This is a genomic window from Nonomuraea sp. NPDC049684 (assembly GCF_044465345.1).
In the GTDB taxonomy this organism is placed as follows: domain Bacteria; phylum Actinomycetota; class Actinomycetes; order Streptosporangiales; family Streptosporangiaceae; genus Nonomuraea.
The window spans coordinates 26569-42193 of sequence record NZ_JBITLO010000011.1; the positions used below are offsets into that span (position 1 = coordinate 26569).

Annotated in this window: 17 protein-coding genes; 14 read left to right on the plus strand and 3 right to left on the minus strand. The window is 75.4% G+C overall.

Going from position 1 to position 15625, the window contains the following annotated elements:
• Positions 1 to 12: 12 nt before the first annotated feature.
• Positions 13 to 1053 (minus strand): Lrp/AsnC family transcriptional regulator, encoded by a 1041-nt coding sequence (locus ACIBST_RS30495; protein WP_397176657.1) that lies wholly within the window; start codon positions 1051 to 1053, stop codon positions 13 to 15.
• A 111-nt stretch (positions 1054 to 1164) separates the two neighbouring features.
• Between ACIBST_RS30495 and ACIBST_RS30500 the strand changes: the two genes are divergently transcribed.
• The 7 genes from ACIBST_RS30500 to ACIBST_RS30530 all read left to right on the plus strand — a co-directional run bounded on the left by ACIBST_RS30500 (position 1165) and on the right by ACIBST_RS30530 (position 6274).
• Positions 1165 to 1884, plus strand: coding sequence for an aspartate/glutamate racemase family protein (locus tag ACIBST_RS30500; RefSeq protein ID WP_397176659.1), 720 nt, complete (start codon positions 1165 to 1167; stop codon positions 1882 to 1884).
• Positions 1885 to 2030: 146 nt separating this feature from the next.
• The gene (locus tag ACIBST_RS30505; RefSeq protein WP_357985462.1) at positions 2031 to 2183 is read left to right on the plus strand and encodes a hypothetical protein; all 153 of its coding nucleotides are present in this window, start codon (positions 2031 to 2033) and stop codon (positions 2181 to 2183) included.
• A 64-nt stretch (positions 2184 to 2247) separates the two neighbouring features.
• Positions 2248 to 3225, plus strand: coding sequence for an MvdC/MvdD family ATP grasp protein (locus ACIBST_RS30510; RefSeq protein WP_397176660.1), 978 nt, complete (start codon positions 2248 to 2250; stop codon positions 3223 to 3225).
• Complete coding sequence (locus ACIBST_RS30515) at positions 3222 to 4190, plus strand: TIGR04500 family putative peptide maturation system protein (RefSeq protein WP_397176662.1); 969 nt, start codon at positions 3222 to 3224, stop codon at positions 4188 to 4190. Before ACIBST_RS30510 ends, ACIBST_RS30515 begins: the two co-directional genes overlap by 4 nt.
• A gap of 88 nt (positions 4191 to 4278) precedes the next feature.
• Positions 4279 to 5487, plus strand: coding sequence for an SMI1/KNR4 family protein (locus tag ACIBST_RS30520; protein ID WP_397176664.1), 1209 nt, complete (start codon positions 4279 to 4281; stop codon positions 5485 to 5487).
• 51 nt (positions 5488 to 5538) lie between these two features.
• Positions 5539 to 6033 carry a hypothetical protein gene (locus ACIBST_RS30525; RefSeq protein ID WP_397176666.1) on the plus strand — a complete coding sequence of 165 codons (495 nt, stop codon included), beginning with the start codon at positions 5539 to 5541 and terminating at the stop codon, positions 6031 to 6033.
• A 109-nt stretch (positions 6034 to 6142) separates the two neighbouring features.
• Positions 6143 to 6274, plus strand: coding sequence for a bacteriocin (locus tag ACIBST_RS30530; protein ID WP_352353089.1), 132 nt, complete (start codon positions 6143 to 6145; stop codon positions 6272 to 6274).
• A gap of 57 nt (positions 6275 to 6331) precedes the next feature.
• Here ACIBST_RS30530 and ACIBST_RS30535 read toward each other — a convergent pair whose 3' ends face one another.
• Together ACIBST_RS30535 and ACIBST_RS30540 are read right to left on the minus strand one after the other, a co-directional pair.
• Entirely contained in the window at positions 6332 to 6775 is a 444-nt protein-coding gene (locus tag ACIBST_RS30535; protein WP_397176668.1) for a PaaI family thioesterase, read from the minus strand.
• Between the two features lie 46 nt (positions 6776 to 6821).
• Positions 6822 to 8765, minus strand: coding sequence for a BTAD domain-containing putative transcriptional regulator (locus ACIBST_RS30540; RefSeq protein WP_397176669.1), 1944 nt, complete (start codon positions 8763 to 8765; stop codon positions 6822 to 6824).
• 78 nt (positions 8766 to 8843) lie between these two features.
• Between ACIBST_RS30540 and ACIBST_RS30545 the strand changes: the two genes are divergently transcribed.
• The 7 genes from ACIBST_RS30545 to ACIBST_RS30575 all read left to right on the plus strand — a co-directional run bounded on the left by ACIBST_RS30545 (position 8844) and on the right by ACIBST_RS30575 (position 15545).
• Positions 8844 to 9716, plus strand: coding sequence for an alpha/beta fold hydrolase (locus ACIBST_RS30545; protein WP_397176670.1), 873 nt, complete (start codon positions 8844 to 8846; stop codon positions 9714 to 9716).
• 157 nt (positions 9717 to 9873) lie between these two features.
• Positions 9874 to 10896, plus strand: coding sequence for an oxidoreductase (locus tag ACIBST_RS30550; RefSeq protein ID WP_397176672.1), 1023 nt, complete (start codon positions 9874 to 9876; stop codon positions 10894 to 10896).
• The gene (locus ACIBST_RS30555; RefSeq protein WP_397176674.1) at positions 10877 to 11725 is read left to right on the plus strand and encodes a sugar phosphate isomerase/epimerase family protein; all 849 of its coding nucleotides are present in this window, start codon (positions 10877 to 10879) and stop codon (positions 11723 to 11725) included. Before ACIBST_RS30550 ends, ACIBST_RS30555 begins: the two co-directional genes overlap by 20 nt.
• Complete coding sequence (locus tag ACIBST_RS30560; protein WP_397176675.1) at positions 11715 to 13001, plus strand: M20/M25/M40 family metallo-hydrolase; 1287 nt, start codon at positions 11715 to 11717, stop codon at positions 12999 to 13001. Before ACIBST_RS30555 ends, ACIBST_RS30560 begins: the two co-directional genes overlap by 11 nt.
• On the plus strand, positions 12998 to 14173 hold the full coding sequence (locus ACIBST_RS30565; RefSeq protein ID WP_397176676.1) for an Ldh family oxidoreductase: 1176 nt from the start codon (positions 12998 to 13000) through the stop codon (positions 14171 to 14173). Before ACIBST_RS30560 ends, ACIBST_RS30565 begins: the two co-directional genes overlap by 4 nt.
• Positions 14170 to 15090, plus strand: a complete 921-nt coding sequence (locus tag ACIBST_RS30570; RefSeq protein WP_397176677.1) for a Gfo/Idh/MocA family protein — start codon at positions 14170 to 14172, stop codon at positions 15088 to 15090. Before ACIBST_RS30565 ends, ACIBST_RS30570 begins: the two co-directional genes overlap by 4 nt.
• Positions 15087 to 15545: a DUF6917 domain-containing protein gene (locus tag ACIBST_RS30575; RefSeq protein WP_397176679.1), complete on the plus strand. Its 459-nt coding sequence runs from the start codon at positions 15087 to 15089 to the stop codon at positions 15543 to 15545. The genes ACIBST_RS30570 and ACIBST_RS30575 overlap by 4 nt, the downstream gene beginning before the upstream one ends.
• Positions 15546 to 15625: the final 80 nt, after the last annotated feature.

Here is a 15625-nt window from a genome sequence, read left to right on the forward strand (position 1 = left end):
GGGATCCGCTGGTCAGGCCGCCCCGGGCAGGCTCCACGGATCCACCGGCACCACCTCGGCGCACCGGCCGTACGGGTCGAGCAGCCGCCCGTACAGCTTCGACTGGCGCAGCACGATCTGCCGGTCGGCCACGGTGACGTGCGGGAAGCGCTCCTCCAGCCGCACCACCAGCGGATGCAGGTCGGCCACGCCGTGCAGGCCGACCGTCAGCAGCATGTTCCGCGGCCCGGCGAGCGCCGCGCACGTACGCGTCTCCGGCCAGCCGAGCAGCGCCCGGCCGGTCTCCTCCAGCAGCGCGTCGGGCATCCGCAGCCACAGCAGCGCGGCCGAGTGCCAGCCCGCGTGCGAGCGGGCCAGGTCGCAGCGGAAGTCGAGGTCGCCGGTGGCCACCAGCCTGGTCAGCCGGCGCTGCACCGTGCGCTCGGACGTGCCGACCGCCCTGGCCAGCTCGGCGTAGGGCGCGCGGCCGTCGGGGAGCAGGGCGGTGAACAGCCGCCGGTCGATCTCGTCCATCTCCCTGGTCGACTCCGGCGCGGCCGGCCGCCTGGCCAGGGCGGCGGCGGTGCGCGGCGGCAGCACCCGCAGCCGCCACCGGCACGACGCCTCGAACACCCGCGTGGCGACGTGCGTGCGGACCTTGGCCACGCCCGGCACCCGGGGCAGCGCGGTGAGCACGTGGTCGGCCAGGGCCGGCATCGACGGGGCCACGGCGATCACGAACAGGTCGTGCCCGGCGGCGACGTGCTGGACGGTGATCAGATGCCGCTCCCGCGCCAGCGCCGCCGCGACCTCGGCCGCCGCGCCGGCCGCGCAGTCGATCTCCAGGAACGCCATGCTCAGCGCGTGCATCTGGCGGGGACCGAGGGCGACCGTGGTCCACGCCTCGCCGGTGCTCGTGAGCCGCTGCCAGCGCCGCGCCGCCGTGACCGGGTCGGCCCCGACGGCCGCCCCCACCTCCACCCAGCTCGCCCGCGGACTGATCTGCAGGGCGTCGATGAGCTCAAGGTCGGACTCGGCCAGCAACGACGGCGGCTCCACGCCGGAATCCTGCATGGATCCTCCCTCGATGTCTGATTGCTGCGTTCCAGCGGTCGGGACACCCTATACCGGGATCCTGGGCCCCGACCGCCGTCAGGCGCAGCCACCGGAAAGGGAGACCCGCGGATGACCTCGCTCGGCCGGACCAGGATGGTCGGCGTGCTGGGCGGCATGGGCCCGGCCGCCACCGTCGACTTCTACGGCAAGCTCGTGGCGGAGACCGCCGCGACCGGCGCGACCGGCGACCAGGAGCACGTGCCGGTCGTCATCTGGGGCGACCCCCGCGTCCCCGACCGGTCGACGAGCCTGCTCGGGCAGGGTGAGGACCCGACACCGCAGTTGCGGCGCGGCGTCGAGGCGCTCGGCCGGGCCGGGTGCGAGGTGCTGGCGGTGCCGTGCAACACCGCGCACGCGTTCGTGCCGCGTCTTGCCGAGGAGGCCGGGCTGGAGCTGGTCAGCATCGTCGAGGTCACCGCCGCCGCCCTCGCCGCCGACGGCGTCCGCACCGCCGGCCTGCTGGCCACCACCGGCACGCTCCGCGCCGACCTGTACGGCCCCGCGCTCCGCCGGCACGGCGTGACCCCGATCGAGCCGGACGAGCCCGGCCAGCGCGAGGTCATGGCCGCCATCGCCGCCGTCAAGGGCGGCCGGGCCGGCCGGGAGCACGCCGACACGCTGGCCGCGCAGGCCCGCTCGATGGCCGCGCGCGGCGCGCGGCGCGTGGTGGCCGCGTGCACGGAGGTGCTGCTCGCCCTGGACCCGGACACGGTCCCGGTCCCCGTCGTGGACCCCGCCCGCCTGCTGGCCCGCGAGGTCGTGCGCGTGGCGCTGGCCGCCCGCGGCTGAACCGGACTTCTTTCACTTCCGCCTCTCAAGTCACATCCAAGCCACTTCCAATCTCCCGATGGTGGGCTTGGCGCATGAGCTGAGGACGTGCCCGCACGTCCGCGAGCCGGGGGGCTCGCAGCTCGAGGTGAAGGGAGGTTACGACCATGAGCAAGAAGATCGTGAGTCTGGACGATCTGGGTGAGGAACTGGCGGTGATCGAGGAGGCCGATCTCGGCCTCGTCGCGGGCGGCATGCGGATGCAGCGCTGCTACGGCACCAACGGCAACCCGCCCACCGACTGGGTCTCCGACTACTGATAGAGACGATTCGCGGTCGCGTGGGAGGGGAGCCCGCTCTCCTCCCGCGCGGCTGGGGGGACACGTGCTACTGATTCTGAGCGAGCCCGGCGACGCGACCGTCGACCTGGTCCTGCCCAAGCTGAAGGCCCGGGGCGCGGACGTCCTGTGGTGGGATCCGGGCGAGTACCCGTCCGCGGCCCGGCTGACCGCGCGCTTCGGCGCCGACGGTGAGGAACTGACCCTGACCAGGGACGGGCAGGTCTTCGACCTCTCCGGCACGACGGCCGTCTGGACCCGGCGCCCCGGACGCCCGCGCGCCGCGGACGACGTCACCGCGGACGACCTGCGGGCGCGGGCGGCCGAGCTGTCGGAGTGGTTCACCGACGGCCTGTGGGAGCTGCTGGACGCGCGCTGGCTGCCGGCCCGCCAGCCGGTGCTGCGCAGGGCGCACAACAAGCTGGTCCACCTGGCCCTGGCCCGGCGGCTGGGCTTCACCGCGCCGCGGACCGTGATCACCAACGACCCGTCCGAGCTGGTGCCCGCCTACGAGCACGCGGACGGGCGGCTGATCGCCAAGGCGATGGAGCACACCCTGTTCGAGATCGACGGCGGCGCGCACGCCGTCTACACGACCGTGGTCACCCGGCGGTCGCTCGGCGGCCGGGCGCGGATGGTCCACGAACCGGTCATCCTCCAGCCGTACGTGCCGAAGGCGGTCGAGCTGCGGGTCACCGTGGTCGGGCGGCAGGCGTTCACCGCCGAGATCGCCTCCCAGGACTCGCCGCGCACCCGCGACGACTGGCGTCACTACGACTTCGCCCGCGCCCGCCACAGCGTGCACCGCCTGCCGGACGACGTCGCCCGCCGCTGCGCCGACCTGGTCGCGGCGCTCGGCCTGTCCTTCGGGGCGATCGACCTCATCCTCACCCCCGACGGGGAGTACGTCTTCCTGGAGATCAACCCCAACGGCCAGTGGGCCTGGATCGAAGACCTGACCGGCCTGCCCATCAGCGACGCCGTCGCCGACTGGCTCACCGCCGGAGAAACGGACGCGCAATGACTCAGCTCTCCCTCGGCCCGGCCCTCGAAAGCGGCGTGAACCTGCTGCACGGGCTGGCCCGCCGGCGTTCGGCCGTGGAGGAGGCCCGCCGCACCGCCGCCGCCTGGGCCCAGGCGCACCCGCTGCTCGGGGTCCAGCTCGTGACCAGCCCGCGTCCCGGCTCGCCGGTCGTCGACTACGACCTGCTGCTCGACCACCCGTCGGGCGGCACCATCATGCTCGGCGTGCAGGCCGAGGACGGCGCGTCCTGGCTGGTCGACCACTCGACCCACTGGGCCGCCGGTTACGTGCTGACCGTGGACGGGACGCACGTGTCGGTGTCCGAGGCGATGCTCATGCTGCGCTCGCTGGCCCGTCCCGGGATGTCGCCGCAGGAGGAGCTGGTCCGGTTCTGCGTGCTGCGCAACGCCGCCGAACGGGAGGAGGTCGGCCTGGCGGACGTCCAGGCCGCCGCGGACGGGTTCCGCAGGCGGCGCGGCCTGCTCGGCCACGACACGATGGCGGAGTGGCTGGACCGGATGGGCATGAGCGCCGAGGCGTTCCACGACCACATGACCATGACCGCCAAGGACCAGCGGTTCCGCGCCCGGAAGCGGGCCGAGCTGGCTCCCGCCTACCTCGACCGCCACCGTGACCGCTTCGCCGCGGTACGGGCGGCCTGGGTCCTGTCGGACGACCCGGTCGAGGCGGCCGAGCTCGACGGGCCGCTCGCCGGCCGCTGGGACCTGCGGCTGACCAGGGCCCGGACGTGGGCGGGCGAGCTGCCAGAACCGCTGCGGCAGGTGCCGGCCGGTGGCGTCGCCGGTCCGGTCCCCTACGAGGGGGGCTTCCTGACCGGCCAGGTCGCCGAACGGCAGGAGGCCGTGGCGGACGCGGCCACGCTGAAGGCCGCCGGCGAGGCCGCCTTCGAGGAGTGGCTGACCGGCGCCGCCCGGGAGGCCCGGATCACCTGGCACTGGCTCTGACGCGTCCGGCCCCCGCAGCGCCGGACCATTTGGAGTGATTTCTCCGGGCATGTCGGTGCCTTCGAGTACTGTGCCGCACGTGCGGCGGATGATCATCTCTCGGGGTCTGTGGTGGGCGCTCGCGGCGGCGGCCGTGGCGGTGGCGGCGGTCGTGTTCGTCCGCCGCTCGCGCACGCCGTACCCCGACCTGCCCGGCGAGCGTCCGGCTCCGGAAGGGCCGCCTCCCGAGCGGGACGTCTCGCCGCCGTGGCCGCCCGTCCCGATCCTCGGCACGCCGACGAAGGCGGACATCGAGCGCTACGCCACCAGACCGGCCGGCTTCTTCGACAGACCGGCCGTCGCCGCCTTCTTCGCGGAGCAGCCGCCCCTCGACGGCCCCACTCGGCGGCGGCTGAACCGCTGGGCCGCGGTGGCGGTGGCGGTCGTCGTGCTGGCCGGCGGCGCGCAGGTCCTGGAGTCGGCGGTGTTCTCCAAGGGCGACCACTCGACCAAGGAACACTTCGGCGGCTGCGCGCCGGTCTACGCGGACGCCGGCGTCGGCTGCTTCACCGAACCGCGGTGGCAGGTGGATTCCGGCTCGGAGCCGGGCATCGAGTGGTCCCCGGCCCTCGAACCGGCCCCCGGCGACCAGCAGCGCGCCGAGTCCCAGGACCCGCCGCTCGCCCAGGAGGCCGTGGACGCCGACTGCCGCCCACGGACGGCCGAGCCGCACGTACGCGCGATCGACCCCAAGGTCACCCGCGCGGTCAACCGGCAGTGGCGGCGGATCGAGACCTGGCTCAAGGCCCACGCCCCCAGGAGCTACCGCACGCTCGGCAGGCCGGGACGGGCGAGGACCATCGCCGTCGCCGAGGCGCAGACGGGCCTGACCTTCCCCGACGACCTGCGGGCCTCGCTGCTGCGCCACAACGGTTCCGCCCTCGCCGAGGGCATCTGGCCCTTCGGCTTCCTGAACAACGTGAACATGACCGTCCGCCAGATCCGCGACCACTGGCGCACCCTGTGCGGGATCGACGCCACCGACGACTCCGACGACCCCCGCACCGAATGGTGGGACGGACGCATGATCCCCGTCGGCTCCGACGGCGGGGGCAACAGCCTGGTGATCGACTCCGTACGCCGGGACGTCGGCGAGACCGACCTCGAGGACAGCATGAGCTTCACCCCCGGCGGGATCCGCATCCGCTCCTACCACGCCCTGCTGAAGGCGACCGCCGACGCCCTGGAGACCGGCGGAACCGTCGGCTTTTGGAAGCCCGAGGCGGTCGCCGGCCAACTGGAGTGGAACCTCCCCTGACCCACCCGCCGCCCTGTCGACATCGCCGGCCGCGGGTGTCACGATGCGAGGATGACCGCTCCGCGGGTGATCACGCAGCCGGGGCCGCGCGTGGCCGGAAGGCTGGTCCTGGCCGCCGTGGCGGGGGGCGTCCTGACCGCGGCTCTGCTCGCCTGGACCTTCCTGATGCCGGTCCTCATGCCCTCGTCGCAGGCGCGCTACTGCGGCGAGTACACCGGCTGCCTCGGCTACCTCTTCGTGACCTGGGAGTACGGCCGGTGGATCGCGCTGGTCGCCGCCTGGCCGCTGCTGCGCCTGCTGCGGGTGCGCCCGTCGTGGCAGGTCGCCCTGACAGCCGCACTGTACCTGCCGGCCGTCTGGCAACTCGCGCTGTTGCTCATCGCGGACGGCTCGGCCGGCGGCTTCGGCCTGATCCTGCTCAGCGGCGTGCTCGCCTACCCCGCGGCGGCCTGGGCGACCATGCCGCACGTCCCCCGCGCCGTCCCGGTCGCCACCGTGGGCGCCGCCCTCGCGGTCTGCGCCGTCACCTGGCCGCTCGTTCAGTGACGCGCAAGCGGGCCCGCCGCCCGCGCCCAGTGATCGCCAAGACGCCGCCAAGTGCCTCCTGCGACCGTGAGTGCGCGACATTCACCACGACAGAGGGGGACGTTCCCAGATGAACGACTTCGAGACCGGCGCCCGCGAGCTCGACGACAACGAGCTCGCCGCCGTCACCGGCGGCATGTGGGCCAACTACGACTGGATGAACTACGACTGGCGCGACGCCGTCATCGACGCCCTGCCGTAACCACGGGCACACCGCCGGGGCCGCCCTGCGCAGGGGTGGCCCCGGCCTCGCGCCGGATCAGGGGCGGCCCATCGTCCGCACCATGACGGTCGCGGTGGCCGTGGCCACGACCTCGCCGCCTGGGCCGAGGAGCTCGCCGGCGAGGAAGCAGATGTCCTTGCCGCGCCTGACCACGCGCCCCCGCCCGACGAGCCGCCCGGGCCGCGCCGGGCGCAGGAACTGCACATGGAGGTCGAGGGTCGGCGCGAACTGGCCCTCCGGCAGCGTCGCCACCAGCGCGGGCCCCAGCGTGTCGTCGAGCATCGCGGCCAGGAAGCCGCCCTGGACCACGCCGACCGGGTTGGCGAACCGCTCGCCCGCCAGGAACGCCACCTCGATCGTGCCCGCCTCCGGATCGACCTCGACGAGCTCCCAGCCGAGCAGCGCCGCCGCCGGCGGTGGCGGAACCCGCCCCGCGACCATGTCCCAGAACATCCCGCGCCTGTCCGCGTGCGTGGTCATGCCCGCCATTGAACAGCCCGCCACCGACAGTCCCGGCGGCATGGGGTCAGGCGTCGAGTTCGGCGAGGAAGGCGGCGACCGGGCCCAGGCTGATCAGGCCGCTGCCCGCCCCGGCCAGCTCCGCCGCGGCGGGAGCGAGCGCCTGGCGGGCGCGGGCCGCCGTCCGCCGGTCGCCGACCGCGACGGCGGCCCGCGCGACCAGGCACCACATGGCCTCCAGCAGCAGGTCAGGGGGCGGTTCCGGGATCCGGCCGACCGCCTCGGCGGCCTGCGCGCCCCGTCCCTCCGCCAGCAGGACGAGCGGCCGCACCCACGGCTCGTACGGCCCCCAGTCCACGGCGTCCCGATCGCCCTCGCCCACGACCGGCAGGCCGTGCCGCACCCGTACGGACAGCAGCGCGAGCGGCAGCAGCCCGCGCCGCAGCCCCGGCATGCCGACGTCGTCCAGCCGGGCCGCGGCCGCCCGGTAGGCCGCCTCCTCCTCGGCCGCCGGGATGCGCCCGCCGGCCGCCTTCCGCAACACCCGGTACCAGTCGGTGAACACGCTGACCAGCGGCAGCTCGTTCCGTTCCGCCAGCCGGTCGGCGGCGGCCGCGTGCCGGTCGGCGGCGCCGAAGTCGCCGAGCGCCCCCAGCGCCTGGAGGCGCACGAGTTGCCCCAGCACCTCGTACGTGACCAGCCCGTGCCGCGCCGACAACGCGACCAGCTCGGCCCCGATCCCGTCCCGGTAGGAGGCCAGCCCGGCCCGTTCGAACGCCTGCATGAACACCCCGTTGAGCGCGAACGCCAGCAGCGCCGGGTCGTCGAGGCGGCGGGCGACGCGCTCGGCCTCGGCGGCGGCCACCGGGCCGCGGGCCGACCGGACGCCGCGCGACTCGACGGCGATCGTGGCCAGCAGCCGCGCCCGCGCCGCCTCGGACGCGCCGGGCGGAAGGCCGCCCAGCGCCCGTTCGGCCGCGGCGACGACCTGGGCCGCCTGCTCGGGGTCGTCCGACCGGGTCCAGATCGCCGGGACGTCGTAGGCGCCGATCACCCGCGCGGTCAGCTCCGGGTCGCCCAGCTCCTCGGCCGCCGCGATGGCCGCCGTCCGGTGCCCGCGTGCCGCCTCCAGGCCGCCGCCCCCGGTCACCGCGAGGTTGCGCAGCAGGCCGACCGTGGACTCCAGCCGCGCCCGCGCCCCGGCCCCCACCGTGCGGTCGTACGCCTCGGCCGCCTGCGCCCACACCCGGGCCGTGGCGTCGGCGGGGGCGGCGAGCCCGCTGTCCTGGTGCAGGATGTCCGACTCCAGGCGGCGCAGCCGCGGCCCGGGGTCCACCCCGAGGTGCTCGGCCAGGAGCGTGCGCGCCCGGCGCAGCACCGCCAGAGCGTCCCCCTGGCGTCCGGTGCGGTAGAGGGCGAGGGCGAGCAGCCGCCAGGCGTCCTCCCGCCAGGGGTGCTCGGCGACGTGCGAGTCCAGGTCGGCGACGGCCTCGGCGGCCCGGCCGAGCGTCAGTTGCGCCTCGGCCCTGAGCTCGACGGCGTGCAGCCGCAGCTCGGTCAGGCGGGTCCGTTCGGCGCGCGCCCAGTGCTCGTCGGCGAACTCGGCGTAGGCCGGGCCGCGCCACCAGCCGAGCGCCTCGGTCAGCCGGGCCGGTTCTGTCGGGCCGGCGGTCACGGCCTGCTCGAAGCGCCAGGCGTCGACGGCGTCGGGCGCGGCGCGCAGGGCGTACCCCGGGCCCTCGGTGACCAGCAGCCGGGCGGGGGCGCGCGGCGGGCGGGCCGGCTCCAGCGCCCGGCGCAGGGCGGCCACGAACGTGCGCACCGCGCCCACCGCGTCCGGCGGCGGATCGTCCCACAGGTCCGCCACCAGGCGCGTCACCGGGACGACGCGGCGCCGGGCGACGATCAGACGGGCCAGCACGGCGCGATGCCGCGGCCCCTTCAGCGGGATCGGCTCGCCCTCGTCGTCCCAGGCCACCACCGGCCCCAGCACCCCGAACACGCTCCCCATCCTTCCTGCTCACCGGATGCTCATCCGTGCCCGGCACGCTGGGAACCGAACCGGTCACCCATCGAAGGAGGGCACCTCATGACCATCCCCGGATTCGACCACCGCCGCGTGACCGTCGCCGACGGCGTCACGCTACACGCGGCCGTCGGGGGCTCGGGCAGCCCGATCGTGCTGCTGCACGGCTTCCCGCAGACCCACCTGATGTGGCGGCACGTGGCCGCCGACCTGGCCGCTGACCACACCGTCATCTGCCCCGACCTGCGCGGTTACGGCGCCAGCGACAAGCCGGCCGAGACCGGCCCGGACGTCTACTCCAAGCGGACCATGGCCGCCGACGTGGTGGCCCTGGCCGCGGCCCTCGGCCACGAGCGCTTCGCCCTGGCCGGGCACGACCGCGGCGCGCTGGTCGCCTTCCGCGCCGGCCTCGACCACCCGGCGGCGATCACCCACCTGGCCTGCCTCGACGTGCTGCCGACCCTCGACATGTGGGACGTCATGCGCGGCGTCACCGCCGCCGTCGGCTTCCACCTCTACCTCATGGCCCAGCCGCCCGGCCTGCCCGAGCAGCTCATCGGCGCGAGCCCGGACGCCTTCTTCGGCCACTTCCTCGACCTGTGGACCAACGACCCGGCGGCCATCCCGGCCGACGTGCGTGCCGCGTACCTGGACGCCTGCCGGGCCGCCGTGCCGTCGATCGTGGCGGACTACCGCGCCTCGGCCGGGATCGACGTCGAGCACGACCGCGCCGACCTGGCCGCGGGCAACCGGCTGGGCATGCCGGTGACCGTGCTCCAGCAGGACTGGGGCGCCGCCCTCGGTTACGACGCCGCGGCGGTGTGGCGGGCCTGGGCGCCCGACCTGCGGCACGACACGGTCACGAGCGGACATTTCATGGCCGAGGAGTCGCCCGCCGAGATCGCCAAGGCGCTCCGAGAGCTCGTGTCCCGGTAGCCGACCCTCCTGGTCAGGGGCCTTCTCGTAACTTAAAGTAATTGACATGTCACGGTAAGTTATTCGACAATGGCAGCGCCAAATGAGGTCGTCCTTCCGGCGGGAAAAGTACGGGCCGGAAAGCCGAGTACGCGACGGAGTAGAGGCGCTCGCCAGCATGTTGCACGCATTCATCGTCGGGATGGGCAGATCCGGCGCAGGGCTGCATCTGCCGTCCCTGACCAAGGTGCGCGAGGCGGCCCCCGGGCTGCTGGCGCCCGACCCGGTCGTCGTCCTCGACCCCCTCCTGCCGCCCGGCGGCGTGCGGGGCGCGGTGACGGCCGGGTCGCCCGAGGAGGCCGCCGCGCTGGCGCCGCCCGACCGGACCGTCGTGCACCTGTGCACCCCGCCGCACGTCAGGGCCGGGATGCTGGCCCGGCTGGCGCCGCTCGGCTACCGCAAGTTCATCGTGGAGAAGCCGCTCGCGCTCGACCTGGTCGGGCTGGCCGCCGTGGCCCGGGTGCGCCGGCGCTGGGGCCTCGACCTCACGGTCGCCACCCACTGGCTCGACAGCACGCTAACCGGCCGGCTGCGGGCGGCGATGCGCGCCGAGGAGTTCGGCCCCCTGCGGCAGATCCGGGTCGTGCAGAACAAGCCCAGGTTCACCCGCAGCGCGGCGCGTCCCGACGCCACCACGGCCTTCGACATCGAGATGCCGCACGCGCTCGCCGTGGTGCTCAGCCTGGCCGGCGGCGCCCGGATCTCGGCGGCGTCCTGGGAGGACATGGTCACCGAGCGCCTGCGGCTGCCCCGGCTCGGACGGGCCAGCCTGCGGCTCGACCACTACTCGGGCGTGCGCACGGAGATCGACTCCGACCTGACCTCGCCCGTACGGGAGCGGCGCATCACCCTGCACTTCGACCGCGGCACGCTCACCGGCCACTACCCGTGCAGCGACGCCGACCACACCGCCCAGCTCCGGGTGGCCACCGCCGAGGGCGAACGGCGCACGGTGTTCACCGACGACGCCCTGCCCGCCTTCCTGCTGGCCGCCTACCGCCGCTACGCCCGCGCCCGCCGCTCGCCCGGGGCGCTGCCCGTCCAGGTCGACGCCGTGCGGCTGCTCACCGAGGCCAAGCACCTGTGCGCGGCGCACGAGCCGGGGCGTGAGGAGGCGCCGCGTGCAGGCACCACCTCCTGAGCTGGCCGGCATCGGCGACGAGGCCGCCCCCGACCTCGACGGACAGCTCGCCGCCGTGGGGGAGCTGGGCTGGAACCGGCTGGAGCTGCGCACGGTCGACGGCGTGCCGGTCGCCGCGCTCGGCGAGCAGGCGTTCCGGCACGCCGCGCGGCGGTTGCGCGAGGCGCGGGCCGAGGTCGTCGCGGTCGCCTCGAAGATCGGCGACTGGTCGCGGCCGGTGACCGGCGACTTCGCGCTCGACCTGGCCGAGCTCGACGTGCTGGCCCGCCGCTGCCCGGTGCTGGGCACGCGGCTGGTGCGGATCATGTCCTTCCCCTCGGGCGGCCTGCCCGAGCCCGAGTGGGGGCGAAGGGTCCGCCACCGGCTGCGCGAGCTGGCCCGCCGGGCCGAGGACGCCGGCCTGCTGCTGGTCCACGAGAACTGCGCCGGCTGGGCGGGCGACCGCGCCGACCGCATGCTGGAGCTGGTCACCGGCATCGGCAGCCCGGCGCTGCGGCTGCTGTTCGACATCGGCAACGGCGTCGCCCACGGCTACCCGGCGGCCCCGATGCTGCGCGAGGTCGTCCCGTACGTCGCGCACGTCCACGTCAAGGACGCCGTCACCGGGCCCGGCGGCGAGGTCGTCTACGTGCTGCCCGGCGAGGGGCGGGCGGGCGTCGCCGAGTGCCTGCGCCTGCTGTCCGCCCACGGTTACACCGGCGCCCTGTCCATCGAGCCGCACCTGCGGCTGCGCCCCCACCTCGACGACCCGGGCGCCGGCGACCGGGCCGCGTTCGTCCGGTACGGGCGGGCGCTGGAACGGCTGGTGGGGCAGGTCGATGGACGTTGACGCCGTGCCTCTCGACGCGGCGGAGCGCGACCTGCTGCTGAGGCTGCTGCGGCTGCCCACGGCGGGCCCGCTGGAGACCGGACCGGCCGGGCCGCCGCCGCGGCTGCGCGAGGCCCAGGAGCAGTACGCGCGGGCCGCCGCGGCGCTCGGCTTCCGAACCGTGCGGCACACCTCGGTGCGCCCGGCCGAGCTGGACCGCGCCGACGTCCCCGCACCCGTGCGCGAGGCCCTCGACCTCCCCGGCTTCCTGGACGGCCAGCCCAGCCTGGTGCTGCGGCTGGGCCCCGGCCTCCCGGCGTCCCGCACGGTGATGTTCAACGTGCATCTCGACACGGTCGCCGGCGGCGGACCGGCCGGCTTCGACGGCGAGCGCTTCCACGGCCGCGGCGCGATCGACGCCAAGGGCCCGGCCGTCGCGCTGCTGGCCGGGCTGCGGGCGGCGCGCGCGTGCCGTCCGGCCATCGGGCGCGAGGTCGGGGTGCTGATCCAGGCCGTGGCGGGCGAGGAGGGCGGGGCCATGGGCGTGCTCGGCACCCGTCCGCTCGTCGAACGCGGCTACGTCGGGCGGCTCAACGTCTTCTGCGAGCCCACCGGCGTACGGTTCCTGCCGCGCAGCACGGCCGCCGCGACCGCGCGGATCGTGGTGGACGGCGACCACGCCGTGGACGACCGCCCGGCCGCCGGGCACAACGCCACGGTCCTGCTCGGCTTCCTGGCCCAGCACCTGGCCAGGGCGCTCGACCCGGACACCGTGTGCGTGGCGGGCCTGCACACCGGCACCCGCCACAACCAGGTCTACGGCCGCGGCTCCCTCCTGCTCAACCTGCCCTACGCCACCCCCGCCACCGGACGCCGCCTCGAACGGGACCTCACACTGGCCCTGGACGACGGGCTCGCGGCCTTCGCGGCGGCCTTCGGCGGCACCGCCCTGTTCGCCAGGACCGCCCGCGACGCCAGGGCCGTCACCCGGCTGGAGTGGCGCAAGCGCGGCCTGCCCGTGCTCGACGACCGCGACGCGTGGGGGCACGCGCTCCTGCGCGACCGGGCCGGGATCCCGCCCTGGCCCGACGGGGAGCCGGCGTTCACCTGCGACGCCATCTGGATGGCGGGCGTCGGGGGCGCCTGCACGGTCGTCCTGGGGCCGGGCGACCTGGCCGGCAACAACGCCCATGCCGAAGGGGAGTTCGCGCGGGCCGCCGAACTCGCCGGGTTCGCCGCCGCCGTGGCCCGGCTGATGATCGCCTTCACCGACGACAGGATTGGACGACGAGCATGAACCCCACCGCCTCACCCGCGACGGACGCACCACCCCCGCAGCCGTACCCGCCGGTCCCGGTGGTCGCCCGGCCGGCGCGGGACGTCGTACGGGTGCGCCACGACGACCTGCTGGACTTCGTCGCCGCCGTGTTCACCACCCGCGGCCTGGCCCCGGAACGCGCCCGCGAGGCCGCCGCCGCGCTGTGCTACGGCGACCTCGTCGGCATGACCTCGCACGGCCTGGCCAACCTGACCCGGCTCTACCTGCCGCTGTTCGACGAGGGGCGGGCCGATCCGCTGGCCGAGCCGTCCGTGCTGGCCGACCGGGGCGCGGCCGTGCTGCTCGACGCCGATCGCGCCCTGGGCCTGTGGGCCGCCGGCCTGGCCATGGAGATCGCCGCCGGCCGCGCCTCGACGTACGGCGTCGGCCTGGTGTCCGTACGCGGCGGCACCCATTTCGGCTGCGCCGGGCACCACGCGCTGCGCGCGGTCGAGTACGGCATGGTCGGCGTCGTCGCGAGCAACTGCGGCCGCCAGCGCATCGCCAGGCCGCCCGGCGGCGCGGTGGCGATGCTGGGCACCAACCCGATCAGCGTCGCGGCCCCCGCGGGCGGGCACCCGCCGTTCGTGCTGGACATGAGCACCACCGCCATGCCCACCGGGCGGGTCAGGCAGGCCGCGCGGCACGGCGACGAGCTGCCCGAAGGGGTGCTGGCCGGCGACGACGGCGCTCCCGTGACCGATCCTGCCGCGTTCGACGAGGGGCGGGCGCACCTGCTCTGGCTGGGCGGCCAGGCGGGGCAGTACAAGGGCTTCGGGCTGGGGGTGGCGGTCGAGGTGCTGGCCGCGCTGGTGTCCGGCGCGGGTCTCGGCGCCCACCCCGACGCCCACGACGGCGACGGCGGCCCGAGCGGGCGCGACGACGACATCGGCTTCCTCGCCCTGGCCGTCGCGCCGGGGGCGCTGCGCGAGGGCGTGGAGGGCGACGCGGCCACGATGTTCGGCGCGCTGCTCGGCTGCCCGCCGGCCGGCCCCGGCGCGCCGGTGAGCTATCCCGGCTGGCACGAGCATCGCCGGGCCGAGGAGCACCGGCGCTCGGGCGTCCCGCTGGCCACGGACCTGTACGACGAGCTGGCCGCCCTCGCCGCCGCCACCGGGCTCGACGCCCCCGCCGTGGTGGTGGCGCGGTGAGCGCCCGGCTGCGCGTCGCGGTCATCGGGCTCGGCGTGATCTCGCGGTTCTACCTGGCGGCCCTGCACAGCTCGTCCGGGCTGCGGCTGGCCGCGGTGTGCGACACCGATCCGCGCGTCCTGGAGGGGCATCGCGTCCCGGGCTACCGCGACCACGTCCGGCTGCTGGAGGAGGAGCGGCCCGACGCCGTCGTGGTGACCGTCCCCAACGACCTGCACGCCCGGGTCTGCGCCGACGCGCTGGAGCGGCGCGTCCCGGTCTGCGTGGAGAAGCCGCTCGCCCTCGACGCCGCGCAGGGCAGGCGGCTCACGGACCTGGCCGCCAGCTCGGGCGTGCCGCTGTTCACCGCCTTCCACCGGCGCTACAACTCCGCCGTCGGACGGCTGCGCGCGGCGTGCGCGGGCGCCCGCGTCGAGGAGCTGACCGTGCGCTACCTGGAACGCATCGAGGAGCACGCGGGCGACGACTCCTGGTACCTGGACGCACGCCGCTGCGGCGGCGGCTGCGTCGCCGACAACGGGCCCAACGCCTACGACCTGGTGGACCTGCTGCTCGGCCCGGCGCACGTCGTCTCGGCGCACGTCGACCGGGACGCCGCCGGGGCCGACCGGCAGGCGGACGTCGAGCTGCGCGCCGGCGCGGCCCGCGCGCGCATCCTGCTCGACTGGTCCTACCCGGGCGAGCGCAAGGACCTGGAGGTGCGCCTGTCCGACGGCCGCACCCTGTACGCCGACATGCTGGCCGGCCACTCCGGCTTCAAGAACTCCCTGTGGCACGAGTACGAGGGCGTGCTGGCCGCCTTCGAACGCTCGGTGCGCTACGGCACCCCCGACGGCGAGGGCGGCCTGCCCGCCCTGCGCTTCGTCGAGGACGTCTACCGCCTGGAGAAGGCCGGCGCGGGACGGGGTGCCGCGTGAACCCCGACGAGGACGGCCCCAAGACCGCGGTCACCGGGACCCTGCTGAAGGTGCTGGTGCACCGCAGGCAGGACCGCGGCATGCGGCTCGAACCGCACGCCAGCCGGTGCGTGCGCGCCGGCGAGGTGCACGAGCTGGTCGCCACCGACCACACCGAGACCGACGCGGGCGCCAGGATCGACCGGGTCGCCTTCCTGGGCTTCGCCGAGATCGTCGCGGCCGGCGTGCTGGACCGGGGCGACGAGGTGTGGATCGGCGGGCGCCGGGTCGGGGTGGTGCTCGGCTTCGACGGCTGCCACCTGCCCAACCACTACAACGTGCTGATCCACAGCGACCCCGCCGTCACCGGACGGGAGCTGGGACTCATGCCGGGCGAGCCGCTGGTGTTCAGCCAGGCCCTCCCGGAGGACCCCGACGAGGGCGGCGCCCGCGTCCTCCGCTGGCCCCTGCTGTAGAGACCGTTCGAGAGACTTCCGATTACTTTCCGTGACCTCTGGTTTACCTTCGGTCACTCAGGGTAATCTGTTGATTGCGC

Excerpts from the sequence above, each read along its gene's own strand:
- ACIBST_RS30515 (WP_397176662.1), top strand. The coding sequence starts at position 3,222 with ATGACTCAGCTCTCCCTCGGCCCGGCCCTCGAAAGCGGCGTGAACCTG.
- ACIBST_RS30550 (WP_397176672.1), top strand. The coding sequence starts at position 9,874 with ATGTTGCACGCATTCATCGTCGGGATGGGCAGATCCGGCGCAGGGCTG.
- ACIBST_RS30495 (WP_397176657.1), bottom strand. The coding sequence starts at position 1,053 with ATGCAGGATTCCGGCGTGGAGCCGCCGTCGTTGCTGGCCGAGTCCGAC.
- ACIBST_RS30500 (WP_397176659.1), top strand. The coding sequence starts at position 1,165 with ATGACCTCGCTCGGCCGGACCAGGATGGTCGGCGTGCTGGGCGGCATG.
- ACIBST_RS30525 (WP_397176666.1), top strand. The coding sequence starts at position 5,539 with ATGACCGCTCCGCGGGTGATCACGCAGCCGGGGCCGCGCGTGGCCGGA.
- ACIBST_RS30560 (WP_397176675.1), top strand. The coding sequence starts at position 11,715 with ATGGACGTTGACGCCGTGCCTCTCGACGCGGCGGAGCGCGACCTGCTG.
- ACIBST_RS30535 (WP_397176668.1), bottom strand. The coding sequence starts at position 6,775 with ATGACCACGCACGCGGACAGGCGCGGGATGTTCTGGGACATGGTCGCG.
- ACIBST_RS30565 (WP_397176676.1), top strand. The coding sequence starts at position 12,998 with ATGAACCCCACCGCCTCACCCGCGACGGACGCACCACCCCCGCAGCCG.
- ACIBST_RS30505 (WP_357985462.1), top strand. The coding sequence starts at position 2,031 with ATGAGCAAGAAGATCGTGAGTCTGGACGATCTGGGTGAGGAACTGGCG.
- ACIBST_RS30530 (WP_352353089.1), top strand. The coding sequence starts at position 6,143 with ATGAACGACTTCGAGACCGGCGCCCGCGAGCTCGACGACAACGAGCTC.
- ACIBST_RS30520 (WP_397176664.1), top strand. The coding sequence starts at position 4,279 with ATGATCATCTCTCGGGGTCTGTGGTGGGCGCTCGCGGCGGCGGCCGTG.
- ACIBST_RS30540 (WP_397176669.1), bottom strand. The coding sequence starts at position 8,765 with ATGGGGAGCGTGTTCGGGGTGCTGGGGCCGGTGGTGGCCTGGGACGAC.
- ACIBST_RS30545 (WP_397176670.1), top strand. The coding sequence starts at position 8,844 with ATGACCATCCCCGGATTCGACCACCGCCGCGTGACCGTCGCCGACGGC.